Below are 20,633 nucleotides of genomic sequence, written 5' to 3'. Positions count from 1 at the left end.
GTGCGAGGTGCTGGGCCGCGGCCGGGCGGGCCGGGGCGGCACCCAGGGCGGCGCTGCCATTGGCGGCGGCGTTCTTCACGTCGCCCATGGTGATCACGCCGCCGGCGCCCGTGGGCTGCACGCGGGTGAGGTCGACCTTCAGCTTCTTCGCGGCGGCGCGCACGGCCGGCACCGCCTTCACGCCACCGGCGCTGCTCACCTGTTCGGTGTGCACGGCGTTGCCGCTGACCATGGCGCCGACGACGGTGCCTTCGTCCTCGCGATCGCCGCCGTTGCCGGAATCGATCTCGCCGCCGTCATCGGAAGCGACCACCTTGGAGGCATCGTCCGGGGCGGGGCTGCCCACGCCCTTCTTGGGGCCGTGATGATGGCCGGTGGATTCGGCCTCGGCACGCTGGCGCGCGTTCGGATCGATCTCGAAGTCGGCCAGCGAGGCCCCCGTCTCGATGATGTCGCCCGGTGCGCCGTGCAGCTTCTTGACGGTGCCCGAGTACGGCGAAGGCACGTCGACGACGGCCTTGGCGGTTTCCATCGACACCAGCGGGGCGTCGAGCTTGATCGTGTCGCCTTCCTTGACGTGCCATTCCACGACGGTCGCGTCGGGAAGGCCTTCGCCGAGGTCCGGCAGGAAAAAGGTCTTGATATCGGCCATTTCTATCGGTTCCTCAGGAGGCGGCCAGCGTGCGCTGGGCGGCTTCGACGATGCGTTCCACGCTGGGCAGGTACTTCATTTCCAGGCGGAACAGCGGGATGTGGGTATCGAAACCGGTGACGCGTTCCACCGGTGCGAGCAGGCTGTAGAGGCATTCCTCGGCGAGACGGGCGGCGATCTCCGCGCCGAAGCCGGCGGTCTTCGGGGCTTCGTGCACGATCACGCAGCGACCGGTCTTGGTCACCGATTCGGCGATGGTGTCGAAGTCGAGCGGCGTGAGCGTGGCGACGTCGATCACCTCGGCGCTGATGCCCTTCTGGGCCAGTTCGTCGGCGGCTTCGAGGCATTCCTTCACCTGCGCGCCCCAGGTCACCAGGGTCACGTCGGTACCGTCACGCAGCACGAAGCAGACATCGAGCGGCAGCGCTTCGCCGTCGTCGGGCACTTCTTCCTTGTACTGGCGATAGATGCGCTTGGGCTCGAAGAAGATCACCGGGTCCGGATCGCGGATGGCGGCGAGCAGCAGGCCGTAGGCACGGGCCGGCGACGACGGCATCACCACGCGCAGGCCCGGGATGTTCGTGAACAGGTGCTCGTTCGCTTCCGAATGATGTTCCGGCGCTCGGATGCCGCCGCCCCAGGGGGCGCGCCACACCGCGGGAACGGTCATGCGGCCGCGGGTGCGGTTGCGCATGCGCGCGGCGTGGCAGGCGATGTGTTCCATCATCGGATAGATGAAGCCTTCGAACTGGGCTTCGGCCACCGGCTTCATGCCCTGCGCGGCCAGGCCGACGGTGAGGCCGGCGATGGTGCCTTCGTCCAGCGGCGTGTCGATGACGCGCATCTCGCCGAATTGTTCCTGCAGGCCCTGCGTGGCGCGGAACACGCCACCGTTGACGCCGACGTCCTCGCCGAGCACCACGACGCTGTCGTCGTTGCGCATCTCATAGGCGAGCGCCTGGGTCACCGCTTCGATAAGAGTGATTTGTGCCATGGGACGGAATTCCTTACGACTTGCGATCGAGGGAAGCGACGAGCTCGCGCTGTGCTTCGAGGTCGGCCGGGAGCTCGGCGTACAGGTAGTCGAACATCGCCGTCGCCGGCTGGTTCTTCGTTTCCAGGTACGCGTTCACTTCGTTGTCCATCCAGTCGTCGCACTCGGCCTTCCAGGCCTCTTCCTTCGCGTCGTCCCACTTGCCCTTGCCTTCGAGCCACTTGCGCAGGCGCGGCACCGGGTCGCGTGCCCAGGCGTCCTTCACTTCCTGCTCGCCGCGATAGCGGCGGGCGTCGTCGGCCGTGGTGTGGTCGCCAAGACGGTAGGTGACCGCTTCGATCACCGAGGCGCCCTGGCCGGAGCGGGCGCGCTCCAGCGCGATCTCCATGGCGGCGCGCACGGCGATGATGTCGTTGCCGTCCACCTGGATGCACGGCAGGCCGGCGGCGATGCCCTTCTGCGCGAGCGTGCCGGCACCGGTCTGGATGCGACGGGGCACCGAGATCGCCCACTGGTTGTTCACGATCACGGCCACCAGCGGCAGCTGCTGCGCGCCGGCGACATTGATGGCGCCGTAGAAGTCGCCCTTGGACGAGCCGCCGTCGCCGATCGTGCAGACGGCGACCCGCGGTTCCTTGCGAATCTTGAAGGCGAGCGCCGAACCGGCGGCATGCAGGCACTGCGTACCGATGGGAACGCACCAGGCGAAGTCGTGGGCGGGGGCATCGGCGTAGTCGTTGCCGCGCTCGTCGCCGCCCCAGTAGGTGTAGACCTCGCGCGGCTTCACGCCGCGGTACAACTGGGCGCCGTACTCGCGATAGGACACCGCCAGGGAGTCTTCGCGGCGCATCGCGCTGCCGATGCCGACATGCGCGGCCTCGTGGCCCAGGCACGAGGCATAGGTGCCGAGCTTGCCGGTACGCTGCAACGCGATCGACTTGGCGTCGAACACGCGGGTGGAAACCATGAGCTTGTAGAGCTCGACCATGTGGTCGAGATCCTTGGTGAATGCGGGGAGTTCCTTACCGGTTTCCTTGCCGTCCTGGTCAAGGTATTGCAGGTATTCGATTTCGAACTTGGCGGCGATGGACACGACTCGCTCCCAGGGGAAGGTTAGAAACGACACGCACGAGTGGGGAAGCGGCCAGGCCCATCCAGCGGGGCGCGACACGGCTTTTGGGTTCTTGCGAGCCGGACTAGATATCAGGGGTATTATGGCGCGGCAAGGCACGGCGCAGCATGGATTTCCCCGCCTGAGGCCACGAATGGCGTCATGGCGCGGGTTTGGCGGCTGTCAACCCCTCATTGTGAATTCGTCCCCATGGCCAATCCCAGGCGCGACCTCGAACCCGGAATCCGCACCGACCTCGACGGAAGCCTCACCTATTCGGAATACCTGAAGCTCGACCAGGTGCTCTCCGCCCAGCATCCGCGCAGCCAGCCGGCGCATCACGACGAGATGCTGTTCATCGTGCAGCACCAGACCTCGGAGTTGTGGCTGAAGCTGATGATCCACGAGCTGGACGCCGCGCTCGAACGCCTGCGCGCCGACGACGTGGACGGCACGCTGAAGATCCTTGCGCGGGTCAAGCAGATTCAACGCCAGCTCTACGAACAGTGGGGGGTGCTGGAAACACTGACACCGGCGGAGTACCTGCAGTTCCGCGACGTGCTCGGGCCCTCGTCGGGTTTCCAGTCGCTGCAATACCGCATGGTGGAGTTCCTGCTCGGAAACAAGCACGCCGATATGCTGCGCGTGTTCGAACACGACCCGGTGGCACACGAACGCCTGCGCGCGGTATTCGAGGCGCCCGGGCTCTACGATGAATTCCTGCGTTACCTCGCGCGCCGCGGCCATCCGGTGCCCGTGGAACTGCTGCAGCGCGACCTGACCCAGCCCTGGCGGAGCCAGCCCGCGCTGCTGCCCGTGTTCAAGCGGATCTACGAAGACACCGCCAACCACTGGCCTGAGTACCATCTCAGCGAGGAACTGGTGGATATCGAGGAATCCTTCCAGCTCTGGCGGTTCCGCCACATGAAGACCGTGGAGCGCATCATCGGCTTCCGCCCCGGTACCGGCGGTTCCTCCGGCGTGGCCTTCCTGCGCAAGGCGCTGGAGCAGAGTTTCTTCCCGGAATTGATCGAAGTGCGCACGATCCTGGGGACCTGAAAACCCGGCGGATTTGACGCATGGGGCCGGGCCAGCTAAACACCCTGCACGAATCTTCCACAGGGAAAGCCATGACACCGACCGCCCCAGCCGCCGCCCGGCCCGTGCCCGACTACCCGCAGACCCTCGGTCACCCGCGTCCCCTGTGGATGCTGTTCATGACCGAATTCTGGGAGCGCTTCGCCTTCTACGGCATGCGCTGGGCCCTCACGCTGTACATCGTCGCCGAGTTCTTCCACGGCGATCAGGCGGGGCAGGGCTATGCCAGCCGGACGTATGGCGCCTATCTCGCGCTGGTCTACGCCTCGGCGATCTTCGGTGGCTGGGTGGCCGACCGCATCCTCGGATACCAGCGCTCCATCCTCGTGGGCGCGGTGGTGATGGGCACCGGCCTGTTCATGGTGATGGTGCCGAACCAGCAGGTGTTCCTCGCCGGCCTGGCCACCGTGATCGTCGGCAATGGCCTGTTCAAGCCGAACATCTCCTCGCTGGTGGGGCAGATCTATCCGGTCGGCGACGACCGCCGCGATCGTGGCTTCACGATCTTCTACATGGGCATCAACCTGGGCGGTTTCCTCGCCCCCCTGGTCACGGGCTGGCTCGCTTCCGTGATGACGGATACGCCGCTGCAGGACAATTACAAGGCCGTGTTCGCCGCCACCGGCGTGGGCATGGTGATCTGCTTCATCTGGTTCCTCGTCGGCAAGCACCAGCTCAAGGGCGTGGGCGTTCCGCCGCCGGAGCGCCACGAAGGGAAGAACCTGGTCGCGGTGATCGTCGGCATCCTCGTCGCCATCCCCCTCGTCTACCTGTTGATGGCCAAGGCCGGCGCGATCTTCATCGCCTGGCTGCTCGGCGCCCTGTTCATCGGGGTGGCGGTGATGCTGGTGATCGAGGCGGTGCGCCACGACCGCATCCAGATCCATCGCGTGATCGCGATGCTGTTGCTGTTTACCTTCAACGTGCTGTTCTGGATGTTCTTCGAGCAGGCGGGCAGCTCGTTCAACTTCCTCGCCCAGAACATCGTCGACCGGCAGATGTTCGGCTGGGAGTTCCCCACCGGATGGTTCCAGTCGGTGAACTCGGCCGCGATCCTGGTCTTCGCGCCGATCGTCGCGCTGGCCTGGGGTTGGTTGGCACGCCTGCGCAAGGAACCGTCGATCCCGCGCAAGTTCGGCCTGGGCCTCATCTTCAACGCGCTGGGCTTCTTCGTGCTGATGTATGCGTTGAAGAGCCTCGTGGGCGGCAACGGCCTCATTCCGTTCTGGCCGCTGGCGGCATGCTATGTGCTGCAGACCATCGGCGAGCTGTGCCTGTCGCCGATCGGCCTGTCGATGGTGACCAAGCTGGCGCCGATCCGCGTGGTCGGCCTGGCCATGGGCGGCTGGTTCCTCTCCACCGCCATCGGCAACAACCTGTCGGGCCTGCTGGCGGGGCATATCAGCGGCGAGACGGGCATGACCGTGTCCTCGGCGCTGTCCGGCTTCAGCTTCAGCTTCGAACTGCTGATCGGCGCGGGCATCGTGCTGCTCCTGATCGCGCCGCTGATCAACCGGCTGATGCACGGGGTGAAGTGACGCATCGCCGACAGGGTCGACTCCCACCAGGCTCGGTAACGCCTCGCTCAGGGGTACCGCGCTTGGTGGGAGCCGACCCTGTCGGCGATAGCCAGTTCCCGTAAGAACCGGCCCCCATGAGAGCCCGTTCCTGTGGGAGCCGCTTCAGCGGCGAAGGGCGCCTCAGGGTGCCAGCAACTTGTCCAGTATCCGGTTGAGCTGAGCCCGCTCTTCCTCGTCGAGCTTCGCCAGCAATTCCCGTTCGTGCGCCCTCGCCATGGGCGCCACCTCGTCATGAATGGCCCAGCCGGCCTCGGACAGTTTCAACACCGAGCGGCGCTTGTCGCCGTCATGCGTGCTGCGGTCCACCCGGCCGGCCTCTACCAGGCGGGCCACCGCCCGGCTCACCGCCACCTTGTCCATCGCCGTGCGTTCGGCGACCTCGCGGGCCGAGAGCTCCGCGAAGCGGCCCAGGACCGCCATCACGCGCCATTCCGTCATGCTGAGTTCGAATCGGTCCTGGTATTCCGCCGCGATGGACTGGCTGACCGTATTCGACAGGATCGAAAGCCGGTAAGGCAGGAAGCGCTCCAGCTCCAACGGGGCATGTGCGGGGACGGTTTCGAATGTCATGCTGCGCTGGTCCTTGCAAATGGTTACAAGTGAAACTATAAAGTGCCGGTATACGGCCAAAGCCGTGCCCGTCGCAGGAGTATCGCCCAATGAGCGCCCAGCCCAACACCGGTATGGAAGTCACCACCTTCGAAAACCCGCAGGGTGTCGATGGCTTCGAGTTCGTGGAATTCGCCGCGCCGGATCCGGCGCTGCTGCATACGCTGTTTCCGAGGCTCGGCTTCACGCCGGTCGCGAAGCACAAGACGAAGAAAGTCACCCTCTACCGCCAGGGCGACTGCAACTTCCTCGTGAATGAGGAGCCGGATTCCTTCGCCGCGGATTTCGTCGCCAAACACGGTCCGTCCGCGTGCGGGTTCGCCATTCGATTCAACCGTCCGGCCACCGACGTGCAGGCCACGGCGCTGTCCAATGGCGCCACGACGATCGGCTTCAAGCCAGAGACGCTGGCCCTGCAGGTACCGACCATCGAAGGCATCGGTGGTGCCGCGCTGTACCTGGTGGACACCTATGGCGCCAAGGGCGAGGTGTACGACGCCGAGTTCGAATGGCTGCCGGGCGTCGATCGTCATCCGAAGGGTTTCGGCCTCACCTTCATCGACCACCTGACGCACAACCTCCATTTCGGCAACATGGAGAAGTGGTCGGAGTACTACGAGCGACTGTTCAACTTCCGCGAGATCCGCTACTTCGACATCAAGGGTGCGAAGACCGGCCTGGTGTCGAAGGCGATGACCGCGCCGGACGGCCTCGTGCGCATTCCGTTGAACGAGTCCTCGGACGAGAAGTCGCAGATCAACGAATACCTGCGCGAGTACAACGGCGAAGGCATCCAGCACATCGCGCTGTTCACCGATAACATCTACGAGTCGGTCGAGGCGATGCGCGCGCAGAACGTGGCCTTCCTCGACACGCCCGAGACGTACTACGAAGTGATCGACGTGCGCGTGCCGGACCACGGCGAAGACGTGGCCCGGCTGCAGGAGAACAAGCTGCTGATCGACGCCGACGACGAGACCAAGAAGAAGTTGCTGTTGCAGATCTTCACCCAGAACACCATCGGGCCGATCTTCTTCGAGATCATCCAGCGCAAGGGCAACGAAGGCTTCGGCAACGGTAATTTCAAGGCGCTGTTCGAGTCGATCGAGCGCGACCAGATGCGCCGCGGCGTGCTCTGACGCCGGGGCCGGCCGTCATCGCACAAGGACCACCACGATGAGCCACACCGACGATATCCGCGGCTACCAGACCGGCTTCGGCAACGAGTTCGCCACCGAAGCCGTGGACGGAGTGTTGCCCTCGGGCCAGAACTCGCCCCAGCGCGTGGCCAGGGGGCTGTATGCCGAGCAACTCTCGGGTAGCGCCTTCACCGCCCCGCGCCACCGCAACCGGCGCAGCTGGCTTTATCGCATCCGCCCGGCGGCGCAGCACTCCCCGTTCACCGCGTGCGCCCACGGCACGTTCCACAACCGTTTCGACGAGGCGCCGGCCACGCCGAACCAGCTGCGCTGGGATCCTCTGGCGATGCCGGGGCAGGCCACGGATTTCCTCGATGGCCTGGTCACGATGGGTGGCAACGGCGGTGCGGCGGAACAGGCCGGCATCGGCATCCACCTGTATTGCGCCAATCGGTCCATGGCGGGCCGGTACTTCTACGATGCGGATGGCGAACTGTTGATCGTGCCGCAGCAGGGCCGGTTGCGCATTCGCACGGAACTCGGCGTGCTCGACGTGGAGCCGCTGGAGATCGCGGTGGTGCCGCGTGGCATTCGTTTCCTCGTTGAGCTGCCCGATGGCGAAGCACGTGGCTATGTGGCGGAGAATTTCGGCGCGCCACTGCATCTGCCGGACCTGGGCCCGATCGGCGCGAATGGCCTTGCCCACCCGCGCGACTTCCTCACGCCCGTGGCGGCCTTCGAAGATATCGACGGCGATTTCGAACTCGTCGCCAAGTTCCAGGGGACCTTGTGGACGGCCTCCATCGGCCACTCGCCGCTGGACGTGGTCGCATGGCACGGCAACTATGCCCCTTACAAGTACGACCTGCGGCGTTTCAATACGATCGGCTCGATCGCGGTGGACCACCCGGACCCTTCCATCTTCACGGTGCTCACCTCGTCCAGCGACACGCCGGGCGTGGCGAACATGGACTTCGTGATCTTTCCGCCGCGCTGGCTGGTGGCCGAACACACGTTCCGGCCACCGTACTTCCACCGCAACGTGGCCAGCGAGTTCATGGGGCTGATCGACGGCGCATACGACGCCAAGGCCGGCGGTTTCGTGCCGGGTGGGGCAAGCCTGCACAACTGCATGAGCGGGCACGGCCCCGACGCGGCGAGTTTCGAGAAGGCCTCGGCCGCCGACACCTCGCGTCCGGACCACATCGTTGGCACCATGGCCTTCATGTTCGAGACGCGCAAGGTCATCCGTCCCAGCCGGCAAGCCCTCGAGTCGACGGCGCTGCAAGGCGATTATTACGAATGCTGGCGTGGATTGAAGAAGCACTTCGATCCATCGGCCACCTGATCGGTAAGGAAAAGCATGAAACTCGCTTCGCTGAAGGAAGGCGGCCGCGACGGCACGCTCGTCGTGGTCGATCGGTCCCTCACCCGTGCCGTGAAGGCCGCGGGCCTCGCACCGACGCTGCAAGCGGCGCTGGACGATTGGCACGCGGTGGCGCCCCGCCTCAATGCCCTTTCGGAAGCGTTGAACGCCGGCAAGGTGGAGGGCGCGTTCTACCTGGACATCGCGAAGCTCGCCGCGCCCTTGCCGCGTGCCTATGAATTCGTCGACGGCAGCGCCTACCTCCCGCACGTGGAGCGCGTGCGCAAGGCGCGTGGGGCCGAGGTGCCGGAATCGTTCTACACCGATCCGCTGATGTACCAGGCGACGAGCGCCGGATTCCTCGGCCCACGTGACCCGGTGGTCGTATCGAGCGAAGCGTTCGGTATCGATCTCGAAGCCGAGGTGCTGGTGGTGACCGACGACGTGCCGATGGGCGTGACCCCGGCGCAGGCCGTCGGACATATCCAGCTCGTAGGCCTGGTCAACGATGTGTCGCTGCGCGGGCTGATTCCCGCCGAGCTGGCGAAGGGGTTCGGCTTCCTCCAGTCGAAGCCGCGTTCGGCGCTGTCCCCGGTGTTCGTCACGCCCGATGAACTGGGCGAGGCGTGGCGGGACGAGAAACTGCACCTGCCGATGCGCACGTGGATCAATGGCGCATGGTTCGGCGAAGCCGAGTGCGGCGTGGATATGCAGTTCGATTTTGCCCAACTCGTAGCGCATGTGGCGAAGACGCGTCCCCTGACCGCGGGCACGCTGGTGGGATCGGGCACGATCGCCAACCAGGACACGTCCAAGGGCGCGTCCTGCCTTGCCGAGCAGCGGACCGTGGAAACCCTTCGCGACGGCAAGGCCAGCACGCCCTTCCTGTCGTTCGGCGACACGGTGCGGATCGACGTCACCGACGAGCATGGCGTGTCCATCTTCGGCTCGATCGAACAGGCGATCGTCAAGGCGTAGCGGCCTCCATCGCTTCGCGTATGGCCGCCACCTTCAGGAGCACGTCGGCCTCCAGCCGGGTATCCAGCGATATCCGGGCCTCGATCGTGCGATTCAGGTGCGCCAGTGGCGGCAGCGGAGACCCGTGCATCACGTACTCGACGCGGGTCCAAAGCGCGGCCTCATAGAGGTGCCCGTCGGACAGCTCCAGTTCCGCGAGCCGGTGCATCGCGTGACGACGTCCCCGGTTCGCCGCCGCGGTGAGCATGTGGCGAGCCCGGAACGTGTCGCGCGCCAGCACGTTCCCCTTTCGTGACGGCCCCTGGTAGTAGAGCGTTCCCGCCAGTTCCTGGCTTGCCGCGTTCCCTGCGAGTGCGGAGCAGAGCAGGCGGTCGGCGAGCTTCCTGCGTCGTTCAATAGGCATCGACGGGGTCAACAGGCCCTCATCCACGATGTCCGTCGTCGACGGCCGCGTGGCGGTGCAATCGGCCGCGGCGACTGGCGGCGCGAACCACAACAGGCAGCCGGCCAGGATGAATCCTTGGTACATCGGTCATTCTCCATGCAAAAAAAAGGGGCCCGCATCGCTGCGGGCCCCCCGTGGCCGTACCTATTCGATTGTGGCGGCGCTTACTTCGCGGCCATCAAGGCCTTGGCCATGTCGAGCATGCGGTTCGAGAAGCCCCACTCGTTGTCGTACCACGAGAGGACCTTGACCAGGGTGCCTTCCATCACGCGCGTCTGCGTCGCGTCGTAGATCGACGAGTGCGGGTTGTGGTTGAAGTCGATCGAGACCAACGGCTGCGTATTGACCGAGAGGATGCCCTTCAGCGAACCGTTCGCGGCTTCGTTGATGGCGGCGTCGATCTCTTCCTTGGTCGTGGCGCGCGCGGCGGTGAAGGTGAGGTCGACCACCGAGACGTTGATCGTCGGCACGCGCATGGCGAAGCCGTCGAGCTTGCCGTTGAGTTCCGGCAGCACCAGGCCCACCGCGGCGGCGGCGCCGGTCTTGGTCGGGATCTGGCTGTGCGTGGCGCTACGGGCGCGGCGCAGGTCCGAGTGATAGACGTCGGTCAGGACCTGGTCGTTCGTATAGGCGTGGATGGTGGTCATCAGGCCGTGAACGATGCCGATCTTTTGATGCAGCACCTTGGCCAGTGGAGCAAGGCAGTTCGTCGTGCACGAGGCGTTCGAGATGACTTCGAGCTTCGAGGTCAGCTTGTCGTCGTTCACGCCCATGACGAACGTGCCGTCCACGTCCTTGTCGCCCGGGGCGGAGATGATGACCTTCTTCGCACCGCCGGCGATGTGCGCGCCGGCCTTGGCCTTGGAGGTGAAGAAGCCGGTGGATTCCATCACCACGTCGACGCCGTGCTCGCCCCAGGGCAGCTTCGAAGGATCGCGCTCGGCGAACACCTTGATCCGGTCGCCGTTGACGATCAGGTCACCGCCGTCGACCGACACGTCGCCCGGGAAGCGGCCGTGGGCCGTGTCGTACTGGGTGAGGTGGGCATTGGTCTCGGCGTTGCCGAGGTCGTTGATCGCGACGATCTGGATGTCCTGGCCGTTCTTCTTCGCTTCGTAGAGCGAGCGCAGGATGTTGCGACCGATGCGACCGTAACCGTTGATGGCGACCTTGATGGTCATGTGCTGCCTCCGGGATGGGATGTGCTAACGAAGTAGGGGCGGGTGGTGTAAACCTCCATGGTAACGGAAGGCCCCCTGGCCCTGCTTGCTGCATCGCCGCGATTTGTCATCCGGACCTCAGCCCGGCTGTGGCACACTTGCCCGTTCGCCCGCCCGGAAACGTTTGCTGGTCCATGAAAGCCCTCCATAAGCGCCGCACCATCGCCGCCCTGCTGGCCCTCGCCATTCCCGCCTTCGCCGCCACCGTGCAGGCCTGGGGCGACATCGGCCACCGTATCGTCGCCGAACTGGCCTGGCGCCAACTGGACCCCTCGGCCCGCGCCGAAGTGACCCGGCTGTTGAAGGCGGACGGTTCCGACTCCCTGCCCGATATCGCCAGCTGGCCCGACCATCTGCGCGACATGCCCGGCAAGGAAGACCTAGGCAAGGCCACGGGGCCCCTGCACTACGTGAATTTCCGCGACGGGAAGTGTCATTACGTGCCGCCGCGCGACTGCGCGGACGGTCGTTGCGTCGTCGGCGGGCTGGAGAAGTACGTGGCCATCCTTGGCGACCGGCACAAATCCAACGCGGAACGTGCCGAGGCGCTGAAATTCGTGGTCCACTTCGTCGGCGACGTGCACCAGCCGTTGCACGCGGGCAACCGCGACGACAAGGGCGGCAACGAGTACCAGGTGCAGTTCGACGGCAAGGGTACGAACCTGCACCGCGTGTGGGACTCGCAGATGCTCTACACCCGTGACCTCAAGTGGCAGGCCTATGCGGACCGCCTGGCCGCCGAAGGCCCCGTGAAGTTGCCGCGCCCGATCGCGCCATTCGACAACCCGTACGCGCAATGGGCGGAGGAATCCTGCTCGATCGTGGCCACTCCGGGGTTTTATCCCGACGGCCACCGCATCGACGATGCCTACGTGGCGACGAACCTGCCAATCGCCGAGACTCGCCTGCGTGAAGCGGCCAGGCGCCTCGCCGACCTGCTCAACAAGACGCTGGACTGATCCGCGCCCCGCATTCAAGACAAGGTAATCCTCCATGACCGAAATCCAGGTACGCCGCACCAAGATCGTCGCCACCCTAGGCCCCGCCACCGATGCGCCGGGGATGCTCGAGAAGATCCTCGAGGAGGGCGTGGATATCGTCCGCTTGAATCTTTCGCACGGCCAGCCGGACGACCATCGCGCCCGCGCCGCCGCGGTACGCGCGGCAGCCGACAAGGTCGGCCGCGAAGTCGGCATCCTTGCCGACCTGCAGGGCCCGAAGATCCGCATCGAGAAATTCGCGGGTGGCCCGGTCGATCTGATGACCGGCGACAGTTTCGTGCTCGACTGCCGTCCCGACGCGCCTCCGGGCAACCAGACCCGCGTCGGCGTGAGCTACTACGACCTGCCGAAGGATGTGGCCGCCGGCGACATCCTGCTGCTGGACGATGGCCTGGTCGCGCTCGCGGTCGTCGAAGTCGTCGGCAGCGAGATCCGTTGCCGGGTCGCGATCGGTGGTCGCCTGTCCGACCGCAAAGGCCTGAACCGCCAGGGTGGTGGCCTCTCGGTCGCGGCGCTGTCGGACAAGGACCGTAACGACATCAAGCTCGCCGCCGAGATGGGCGCCGACTTCCTGGCCGTGTCCTTCGTCCGTTCCGCGGAAGACCTCCACGAAGCGCGCCGTCTTCTGCGCGAGGCCGGTGGCGACGCGGCCATCGTCTCGAAGATCGAGCGCGCCGACGCCATCCCCGTGCTGGGAGAGATCATCGACGCCTCCGACGTGGTCATGGTCGCCCGTGGCGATCTCGGCGTGGAGATCGGCGACGCCGAGCTTCCGGGTCTCCAGAAGAAGATCATCCGTGAGTCCGTGCAGCGCAACCGCTCGGTCATCACCGCGACCCAGATGCTGCAGTCGATGGTCACGGCGCCGATCCCGACCCGTGCCGAAGTGCTCGACGTGGCCAACGCCGTGATCGACGGTACCGACGCCGTGATGCTCTCGCAGGAGAGCGCGGCCGGTGCGCATCCGGACAAGGCGGTGGCCGCGATGCGCCGCATCTGCCTGGGTGCCGAGCGCCAGTTCGAGCCGCGCGACGACCTGCGTCCGGACACGCACTCGATCGACCGTTCCGACCAGGCCATCGCCCTCGCGGCGATGCTGCTGGCGGCCCAGGTCGGCGTTCGCGCGATCGTCGCGCTGACCGAATCCGGTGCCACCGCGCAGTGGCTGTCGCGCTATCGTTTCGCCGTGCCTATCTACGCGATGTCGCCGTCCGACATGGCCCGCCGCCGCATGCTGGTGTTGCGCGACGTGCAGCCGGTGGACTTCGAGCAGAGCAACCTCGATCCCGCGCATACCGCGCGTGCCGCGCTCCAGCACCTGTTCGCGTTGGGCAAGCTGACCCGGGGCGACCGCGTGATCCTCACCCACGGCGACCATATCGGCCGGGGTGGCGGTACCAATACGCTGAAGTTGCTGGTTATCGGCGAAGACGGCATCGCGGATAGCCTGCGCGACCTGTAACGGGTCGGGTCGCCTTCGGCGCCTATCGCGGACAGGGTCCGCTCCCACCGAGCATCGGCTCCCGGAATCACCGGAGCTCCCGGGACCACGGGAGCTACCGGAGTTACCGGAACCACCGGAACCACCGGGACTACCGGGACTACCGGGACTACCGGGACTACCGGCTTGGTGGGAGCGGACCCTGTCCGCGATTCCCGGTTGCGGCATCCTCTCATCGATGCAGCCTGGGGCGAGCACCCCGTCGCCGCTGAAGCGGCTCCCACAAGGGGCTCCCACATAGAGCCTCCACAAAGGGCCTCCACATAGGGCTCCTACAAAGGGCCTCCACATAGGGCTCCTACAAAGGACGCGGCCCACGTCGCGGGCCGGCTCCGTTGCCGACCGCACGATTTCACACGCACCGCATCCCCCGGCGGGAGTAAACTCGATGCCCTGGCAAATCCACGAGGGCGTCATGATCCGCATCAGCTTCCGCACCGGCGCCATCGCCGCCGTCCTCCTCCTCGCCGCCGGCACCGCCGCGGCGCAGACGGTACGCCGCGTCGCCCCCGAGCGCCTCACCGGCTACTGGTTCCTCACGAACAAGACCATCGACGCCGATGTACCCAACACGGGCAAGAACCTCAACCAGCCCGGTTGTGTCGCCGTCACCTACATGATCGGCTCCGACGGCAGGACGCGAAATCCCACGATCGCGAAGGTCGTCCCGGAAGGCGACCTGGGCCAGGTGGGCGTCAGCATCGTGAAGCAGCTGGTTTACGTGAAGGGCTCGCAGAACGGTACCGCCGAGCCCGTGCAGACCTATTACGTCGCCGGTTTCAACCTGCCAGACGATCCGACCCGCAAGGCCTCGATCCTGAGCCAGTGCAAGCTGCCCGGGTACGACCAGACCAGTTGATCGCGCCGCACAACGGCGTCCACGGGGTATTCCCATATACTCCGCCGGTTTTTGCATCCGCCCCCCAGGTTTCGCGGGGCATACCACTACTTCCACGGAGTTGTCATGAGCATCGAAAACCTCGAACAGATCGCGCAGGCGATGGTTGCCACGGGCAAGGGCATCATCGCCGTCGACGAGTCGACCGGCACGATCAAGAAGCGCTTCGACGCCGCGGGTGTCGAGAACACCGAGGAAAACCGGCGCGCCTACCGCGAGCTCCTGCTGACCACGCCGAAGCTCGGTGAGCACATCTCGGGGGCGATCCTGTTCGACGAGACGATCCGGCAGAAGACCAAGGATGGCGTGCCCCTGGTCGAGGCCATGAAGAAGGCCGGCATCATCCCGGGCATCAAGGTGGACAAGGGCCCGGTGCCGCTCGCTGGCTTCCCTGGCGACATGATCACCGAGGGCCTCGACGGCCTGCGTGACCGCTTGAAGGAATACGCCCAGCTGGGCGCGCAGTTCGCCAAGTGGCGCGCGGTGATCAACATCACCGAGGACAACCCCAGCTCCACCGCCATCGAGGCCAACATGCACGCACTGGCCCGCTACGCGGCGCTGTGCCAGGAAGCCGGGCTGGTGCCGATGGTCGAGCCGGAAATCGTCATGGACGGCCCGGAGAGCACGCACGACCTCGACGTCAGCTACGAGGTGCACGAGGCCGTCCTGCGCAGCCTGTTCAACGCGCTGTACGAGCAGAACGTGATGCTCGAGGGCACCATCCTGAAGGTCAGCATGGTGATCCCGGGCAAGCACGCGCCCAAGGAAGCCCAGGCCACGCCGGAAGAAGTCGCCGATGCCACCATCCGCGTCCTGAAGACCACCGTGCCGGCGACCCTGCCGGGTATCGTCTTCCTCTCCGGCGGCCAGACCGACGCCCAGGCCACCGAACACCTGAACATCATCAACCAGATGGGCCCGCACCCATGGCCGATCAGCTTCTCCTACGGTCGCGCGCTGGTGGCCGAGGCGCTGAACGTCTGGTCGAAGGACCAGCAGAACAACGTGAAGAAGGCCCAGGACGTGGTCTACGCGCGTGCGAAGGAAAACGGCGACGCCGCGCTCGGTCGCTGGAAGAAGGGCGGCTGATAGTCCCTCCGGTTTCGCCCAGAAAAAAACCCGGCGCTGCGAAGCGCCGGGTTTTTTGTTTCGACCGAAGCCGAAGCTGGCTTAGAAGCGGTATTCCGCCGAGACCGAGGTCATGTTCGTCGACAGGTCCAGGCCGTCCTTCTTCGCGTCGTAGTGGTCGTAGTTGATGCCCAGGCTCCAGTTCGGCGTGAAGTCGTAGCCCACGCCCACACCGGCGTACCAGCTGGTCTTGTCGAGGTCGCGACGGGTGACGTCGTCGTTGCTGACGCCGTGGCCCTTCCAGCCGTAGATACCGGCACGGCCGCTGATGTACCACTTCGGATCGACGTTGAAGTGGCCGTTCACGCCCGCGGTCCAGCCATGCAGTTCCGACTTGCGGCGATCGACGACGCGGTCGCCGTTGAAGAAGTTCTTCGCGTTGATGTTGCCGAGGTCGTTATAGCCAGCCTCGACACCCAGGGCGGCCCAGGGGGTCACGGTCCAGCGATAACCACCGTTGAGTGCGTAGCCGGTGTCATGGCCGTCGTAGCGGTCCTTGTCGACCGACGTGCGACCGACATTGCCGTTGATGAACCAACCGCCGGCGCCATTGGCGTCCTGCGCGAAAGCGGGAGCCGCGGCCATGCCGGCGGCGACCAGGGCGAGGGCGATAAGGGTCTTCTTCATGGTGGATCTCTCCTGCTTCTTGTTCTTGTTCGCTGCGCGGCCATGGGGGGGAATGCCGTATGCGCTGCGGCGCACGAGCGGGGGTGCCGTGCGTAGAACGTTAGATGTGGGGCCGTCCGATAGATTCAATACCGCTTAGTGCAGTATTAAGAAACGATTAAGCCGCGACGGGGTGGCGTCGCGGCTCAATCGTTGAAGGTCCGTTGTCGCGTGAAACTTAGAAGCGATATTCGCCGGCGAGCGAGACGATGCCGGTGGAACGCTTCAGGCCGCGGGAGACTTCGCCCGTGGTGTTGTTGCGGACCTTGCCGGCGTCGGCATGGAAGTAGTCATAGCTGACACCCACGCCGAAATGCTCGTTGACGTCCCAGCCGGTGCCGAGGCCGGCGTACCAGCTGCCGCGATCCGGACGACCGCCGCTGGAGAAGCCGAGATCCTGGCCCACGCTGTTGTTGTAGTTCTGGTTGTTGTCATTGGCGCGGAAGTAACCGCCGTGCGCGCTGATGTACCACTGCGGCACGAGGTTGATCTTGCCGTTGACGCCGACCATCCAGCCACGCAGCGCATTGCGCGTGCCCTTCTGGTCCACATCCTGGCCCGACTCGAAGACGTTCTTCACACGATAGTTGCCGAGGTCCGTGTAACCCGCCTCGACACCGAGGCCGAGGTCAGGACCGACCTTCCAGCGGTAGCCACCGAGCAGGCCGTAGCCCGTGCGACGGTCTTTCTCGCCGTGGAGGAAGTTGAATCCACCGGTATCGCTGCCGAAGCCACCGGTGTCGCTGCCGTTGGTACGGCCGACGTTGGCGCCGATGAACCAGTTGCCGCTACCCACGGCCTGGCTGGGCTGGTAATTGCCGGACACAGCAGGGTTGCTGTCCTGGGCGAAGGCCGGAATGGCCGCGAAGGAAACGCAAGAAACCGCAAGGGCAAGAGCTGCCTTTTTCATGGAGATGTTCCTCTTCTTTTCGGGGCGGCCACCGTCCGGTTGGGGGATGGGGGAGGTCGATGGCCGTGAACGATTAGAACCCCTCGTACCTGAAGAGATTCAAAAATCGGTGTCAAAAGATTAAGGCGGGGTTAACTTGTGCGCTGCGGCACGAACATCCACGACAAGCAGGAACCAATGCGCGACAATCGGGGTTTTTCCGCCGCCTGTTAACTGGAGAACGCCGATGACGACACGCCGCGAACGCGCAAACGCGATCCGCGCACTGGCCATGGATGGTGTCGAAGCCGCCAAATCCGGGCACCCGGGCATGCCGATGGGCATGGCCGACATCGCTGAAGTGGTGTGGGGCGATTTCCTCCACCATAACCCGACCAATCCGCATTGGCCCAACCGCGACCGATTCGTGCTGTCGAATGGCCACGGTTCGATGCTGCAATACGCGCTGCTCCACCTCACGGGCTACGACCTCGGCATCGAGGACCTCAAGCACTTTCGCCAGCTGGGCTTCCGCACCGCGGGCCACCCCGAGTACCACCACACGCCGGGCGTCGAGACCACCACGGGGCCGCTCGGCCAGGGCCTCGCCAATGCCGTCGGTTTCGCCATCGCCGAGGAAGTGCTGGCTGCGCGCTTCAACCGTCCCGGCCACGACATCGTCGATCACCACACCTTCGTGTTCGTCGGTGACGGCTGCCTCATGGAAGGCATCTCGCACGAAGTCTGCTCGCTCGCGGGCACGCTGAAGCTCGGCAAGCTCGTGGCCGTCTACGACGACAACGGCATCTCGATCGATGGCGAAGTCCACGACTGGTTCACCGACAACACCGCCGAGCGCTTCCGTGCGTACGGCTGGAACGTGGTCGTCGGTGACGACGACAAGCCGGTGGACGGCCACGACGCCGAAGCGATCAAGAAGGCCATCGCCGCCGCCACCTCGCAGAGCGAGAAGCCCTCGCTGGTGATCTGCAAGACCGTGATCGGTTTCGGCGCTCCGAACAAGGAAGGCAAGGAATCCTCGCACGGCGCCCCGCTGGGTCCGGACGAAGTGAAGGCCGCTCGTGAAAGGCTGGGCTGGAAGTACGGCCCGTTCGAGATCCCGGAAGAGATCTACGTCTCGTGGGACGCCAAGGAAGCCGGTGCCAAGGCCGAGAAGGCCTGGAACGACAAGTTCGACGCGTACGCGAAGGAGTTCCCGGAACTCGCCGCCGAATTCAAGCGCCGCATCGCTGGCGAGCTGCCGTCCAACTGGAAGGAAAGCGCCGCCGCCTACATCAAGAAGCTGCAAGCCGAAGGTCCCGTGGTCGCTTCGCGCAAGGCCTCGCAGATGGCGCTCGACGCCTTCGGCCCGCTCCTGCCGGAACTGATCGGCGGCTCGGCCGACCTCGCCCCGTCGAACCTCACCATCTGGAAGGGTTCGAAGAACATCGCCACCGGTGGTGCCGAAGGCAACTACATCCACTACGGCGTGCGCGAGTTCGGCATGACGGCGATTTCGAACGGCATCGCCCTGCATGGCGGCTTCGTTCCCTACGATGCCACCTTCCTGGTCTTCTCCGATTACGCCCGCAACGGCGTGCGCATGTCGGCGCTGATCCCGGCGCACGCGATCCATGTTTATACCCACGACTCGATCGGCCTGGGCGAAGACGGTCCCACCCATCAGCCGGTGGAGCACCTGGGCTCGCTGCGCCTCATCCCGAACAATCGCGTGTGGCGCCCGGCCGATGCCGTGGAGTCGGCGGTTTCCTGGAAGAAGGCCATCGAGCGTGCGGGCAATCCGTCGTGCCTGATCTTTTCGCGCCAGAATCTCAAGCACAATCCGCGCACCGAACAGCAGGTCGCCGATATCGAGAAGGGCGGCTACGTCCTCTGGGAATCGCAGGAGAAGTTCAAGGCGATCATCATCGCCACCGGCTCGGAAGTCGGCATCGCCGTCGAGGCCGCGCAGGCGCTGGGCGACCAGGGCGTGCCGGTCCGCGTCGTCTCGATGCCCTGCACGGAAGAGTTCGACGCCCAGCCGGTCGAATACCGCGAAGGCGTCCTGCCGTCGTGGTGCCGCGCCCGCGTGGCGGTGGAAGCGGCCAGCGTCGACTTCTGGTCGAAGTACATCGGCCTGGACGGCAAGGCGGTCGGCATGACGACCTTCGGCGCCTCCGCCCCGATCGACAAGCTGTATGAACACTTCGGCATCACCACCACGGCCGTGGTGGATGCGGTGAAGAGTGTGATCAAGTAAGACGAGCGAGGCCCCCGGAAGGGGGCCTCTTTTTTTGCTGACACCGCTATTCGTTAGATACGGTCAATTGGTCTCGTACCAGTCGCGCGGTGAGCTCCAGACTGGCGTGGCACGGTAAGCCACGAGATTTCCATCAGGGAATACGGCGACGGACCCGAGCTTGGTGTAGAGAGCGGTACCCGGCGCAGCCTCCTTGTAACGTCCCTTCATCCGAAATCGCTCGCCATTCGCGTCGCCGATGATCAGCCCGTGTCCGACGTGTGCATATGTGGCGCCGTATGTGTGCGATGCCCAGATGGGCGCCCCATGTCGCTTCAACACCATGTTTCCATCGTGTTGCAGACTAAATCCGTACATGCCCTGTTCGTACTGTCGTCCCTTCTCAAAATGGAATCCGAACGGAAAGATCAGCGCATTTTGTTGTTTGAATCGAGGGTCGCCTGTCTTGCTTGTCCACCAGTCTGTCACCGTCAGAACCATGGCTTGGCCGTGCTCGGTAATCGCGAACTTTCGATAGGGCCCTCTTGAGTTGGTCCGCCACACTGGAGCATTGCCTGCATTGAGCAGCGTGAAGTCACCATCTGCCTGGAGCATCGCACGGACCGCTCCCTTCCCCACCGTGCGTGTGGACCAAACTGCGCGATGAGTTCCATAGTTTTGATACACGACGAAGTTTCCGTCGGGCTGTAGCGTTCCGTAATAGCGGTTGTCCTCTGACAAGAGTGGCTCGTTGACGGCAATGCTCTGCCCAGGTTCCAGTACCCTCGACCATGTCGTGTCAGAAAAAAGTGCGCCGAGGGCAATTGCCATCATTCCGGCCAATCGAATCGTAGTCATATTCCCTTCCTGGATTTTTTGTCTTTCGCCATCTGTTGATGGCGAAAGACACGATAGGCGGAAACGGAATCGTCTCGTATCAGCGAGATCCTTTTTACAGTGCCATCCATCAACTCGTCAGCGGTCAGTCTAGCGTCGTCTTCTTGTGGGGCAACCAGACTCGTGCTGCCCTGGCGAGTCAGATTGACGCCTTTCGAACTTCTCCAAAAGGCCGAAATCACACGCACCGTCACCCATGATGTCAATTCGCCTATAGAC

At 64.9% G+C, this 20,633-nt stretch carries 19 protein-coding genes; 10 read left to right on the top strand and 9 right to left on the bottom strand.

Translation table 11 applies throughout. The annotated features are described in order from the left end of the window. From ACR9ZJ_RS02580 to pdhA, 3 genes are all read right to left on the bottom strand, one after another. Nucleotides 1-652 (bottom strand): biotin/lipoyl-containing protein (locus ACR9ZJ_RS02580; protein WP_481286790.1); only part of this gene is annotated, 652 nt, incomplete at its 3' end. 13 nt (nt 653-665) lie between these two features. After that, nucleotides 666-1,646 carry an alpha-ketoacid dehydrogenase subunit beta gene (locus ACR9ZJ_RS02575; RefSeq protein ID WP_371024604.1) on the bottom strand — a complete coding sequence of 327 codons (981 nt, stop codon included), beginning with the start codon at nt 1,644-1,646 and terminating at the stop codon, nt 666-668. A 13-nt stretch (nt 1,647-1,659) separates the two neighbouring features. After that, the gene (gene pdhA / locus ACR9ZJ_RS02570; RefSeq protein ID WP_481281395.1) at nt 1,660-2,739 is read right to left on the bottom strand and encodes a pyruvate dehydrogenase (acetyl-transferring) E1 component subunit alpha; all 1,080 of its coding nucleotides are present in this window, start codon (nt 2,737-2,739) and stop codon (nt 1,660-1,662) included. A 228-nt stretch (nt 2,740-2,967) separates the two neighbouring features. Between pdhA and ACR9ZJ_RS02565 the strand changes: the two genes are divergently transcribed. Beyond that, complete coding sequence (locus tag ACR9ZJ_RS02565) at nt 2,968-3,816, top strand: tryptophan 2,3-dioxygenase (protein ID WP_481281394.1); 849 nt, start codon at nt 2,968-2,970, stop codon at nt 3,814-3,816. Between the two features lie 71 nt (nt 3,817-3,887). After that, on the top strand, nt 3,888-5,393 hold the full coding sequence (locus ACR9ZJ_RS02560; protein ID WP_481286789.1) for a peptide MFS transporter: 1,506 nt from the start codon (nt 3,888-3,890) through the stop codon (nt 5,391-5,393). A gap of 162 nt (nt 5,394-5,555) precedes the next feature. Here the strand turns inward: ACR9ZJ_RS02560 and ACR9ZJ_RS02555 are convergent, their stop codons facing one another. Continuing rightward, entirely contained in the window at nt 5,556-6,005 is a 450-nt protein-coding gene (locus ACR9ZJ_RS02555) for a MarR family winged helix-turn-helix transcriptional regulator (protein ID WP_481281392.1), read from the bottom strand. Nucleotides 6,006-6,094: 89 nt separating this feature from the next. On the opposite strand from ACR9ZJ_RS02555, the gene hppD reads away from it, so the two are divergent. The 3 genes from hppD to ACR9ZJ_RS02540 are packed head-to-tail and all read left to right on the top strand — an operon-like array spanning nt 6,095 to nt 9,527. Beyond that, a complete protein-coding gene (gene hppD / locus ACR9ZJ_RS02550; protein WP_481286788.1) occupies nt 6,095-7,183 on the top strand; it encodes a 4-hydroxyphenylpyruvate dioxygenase in 1,089 nt (362 codons plus the stop codon). A gap of 37 nt (nt 7,184-7,220) precedes the next feature. Beyond that, nucleotides 7,221-8,531 (top strand): homogentisate 1,2-dioxygenase, encoded by a 1,311-nt coding sequence (hmgA, locus tag ACR9ZJ_RS02545; protein WP_481286787.1) that lies wholly within the window; start codon nt 7,221-7,223, stop codon nt 8,529-8,531. A gap of 15 nt (nt 8,532-8,546) precedes the next feature. After that, nucleotides 8,547-9,527: a fumarylacetoacetate hydrolase family protein gene (locus tag ACR9ZJ_RS02540; protein ID WP_481286786.1), complete on the top strand. Its 981-nt coding sequence runs from the start codon at nt 8,547-8,549 to the stop codon at nt 9,525-9,527. Here ACR9ZJ_RS02540 and ACR9ZJ_RS02535 read toward each other — a convergent pair. Both ACR9ZJ_RS02535 and gap read right to left on the bottom strand, forming a co-directional pair. Next, a complete protein-coding gene (locus ACR9ZJ_RS02535) occupies nt 9,517-10,056 on the bottom strand; it encodes a hypothetical protein (protein WP_481286785.1) in 540 nt (179 codons plus the stop codon). The two genes, ACR9ZJ_RS02540 and ACR9ZJ_RS02535, sit on opposite strands and share 11 nt — an antisense overlap. Nucleotides 10,057-10,136: 80 nt before the next feature. Continuing rightward, complete coding sequence (gap, locus tag ACR9ZJ_RS02530; RefSeq protein ID WP_481281387.1) at nt 10,137-11,153, bottom strand: type I glyceraldehyde-3-phosphate dehydrogenase; 1,017 nt, start codon at nt 11,151-11,153, stop codon at nt 10,137-10,139. Between the two features lie 173 nt (nt 11,154-11,326). Between gap and ACR9ZJ_RS02525 the strand changes: the two genes are divergently transcribed. The 4 genes from ACR9ZJ_RS02525 (at nt 11,327) to ACR9ZJ_RS02510 (ending at nt 15,684) form a co-directional block, all read left to right on the top strand. Next, a complete protein-coding gene (locus ACR9ZJ_RS02525) occupies nt 11,327-12,151 on the top strand; it encodes a S1/P1 nuclease (RefSeq protein WP_481286784.1) in 825 nt (274 codons plus the stop codon). A gap of 34 nt (nt 12,152-12,185) precedes the next feature. Further along, a complete protein-coding gene (gene pyk / locus ACR9ZJ_RS02520) occupies nt 12,186-13,655 on the top strand; it encodes a pyruvate kinase (RefSeq protein WP_481281385.1) in 1,470 nt (489 codons plus the stop codon). Nucleotides 13,656-14,109: 454 nt separating this feature from the next. Continuing rightward, nucleotides 14,110-14,553 carry an energy transducer TonB gene (locus tag ACR9ZJ_RS02515; protein WP_481281384.1) on the top strand — a complete coding sequence of 148 codons (444 nt, stop codon included), beginning with the start codon at nt 14,110-14,112 and terminating at the stop codon, nt 14,551-14,553. A gap of 105 nt (nt 14,554-14,658) precedes the next feature. Further along, nucleotides 14,659-15,684: a class I fructose-bisphosphate aldolase gene (locus ACR9ZJ_RS02510; RefSeq protein ID WP_481286783.1), complete on the top strand. Its 1,026-nt coding sequence runs from the start codon at nt 14,659-14,661 to the stop codon at nt 15,682-15,684. A gap of 81 nt (nt 15,685-15,765) precedes the next feature. On the opposite strand, the gene ACR9ZJ_RS02505 is transcribed toward ACR9ZJ_RS02510, so the two are convergent. Then, a complete protein-coding gene (locus tag ACR9ZJ_RS02505; RefSeq protein ID WP_306850746.1) occupies nt 15,766-16,350 on the bottom strand; it encodes a porin family protein in 585 nt (194 codons plus the stop codon). A 217-nt stretch (nt 16,351-16,567) separates the two neighbouring features. Then, nucleotides 16,568-17,299: an outer membrane protein gene (locus ACR9ZJ_RS02500; RefSeq protein ID WP_481281382.1), complete on the bottom strand. Its 732-nt coding sequence runs from the start codon at nt 17,297-17,299 to the stop codon at nt 16,568-16,570. A gap of 226 nt (nt 17,300-17,525) precedes the next feature. Between ACR9ZJ_RS02500 and tkt the strand changes: the two genes are divergently transcribed. Further along, nucleotides 17,526-19,538, top strand: coding sequence for a transketolase (gene tkt, locus ACR9ZJ_RS02495; RefSeq protein ID WP_481281381.1), 2,013 nt, complete (start codon nt 17,526-17,528; stop codon nt 19,536-19,538). A 63-nt stretch (nt 19,539-19,601) separates the two neighbouring features. On the opposite strand, the gene ACR9ZJ_RS02490 is transcribed toward tkt, so the two are convergent. Then, complete coding sequence (locus ACR9ZJ_RS02490; RefSeq protein ID WP_481286782.1) at nt 19,602-20,375, bottom strand: hypothetical protein; 774 nt, start codon at nt 20,373-20,375, stop codon at nt 19,602-19,604. Between the last annotated feature and the right edge of the window lie 258 nt (nt 20,376-20,633).

This window comes from Luteibacter sp. KNZ12-1A, assembly GCF_056755675.1.
The sequence above is the reverse complement of the archived record's forward strand: the minus strand, read 5'-3'. Positions and strand labels throughout refer to the sequence as shown.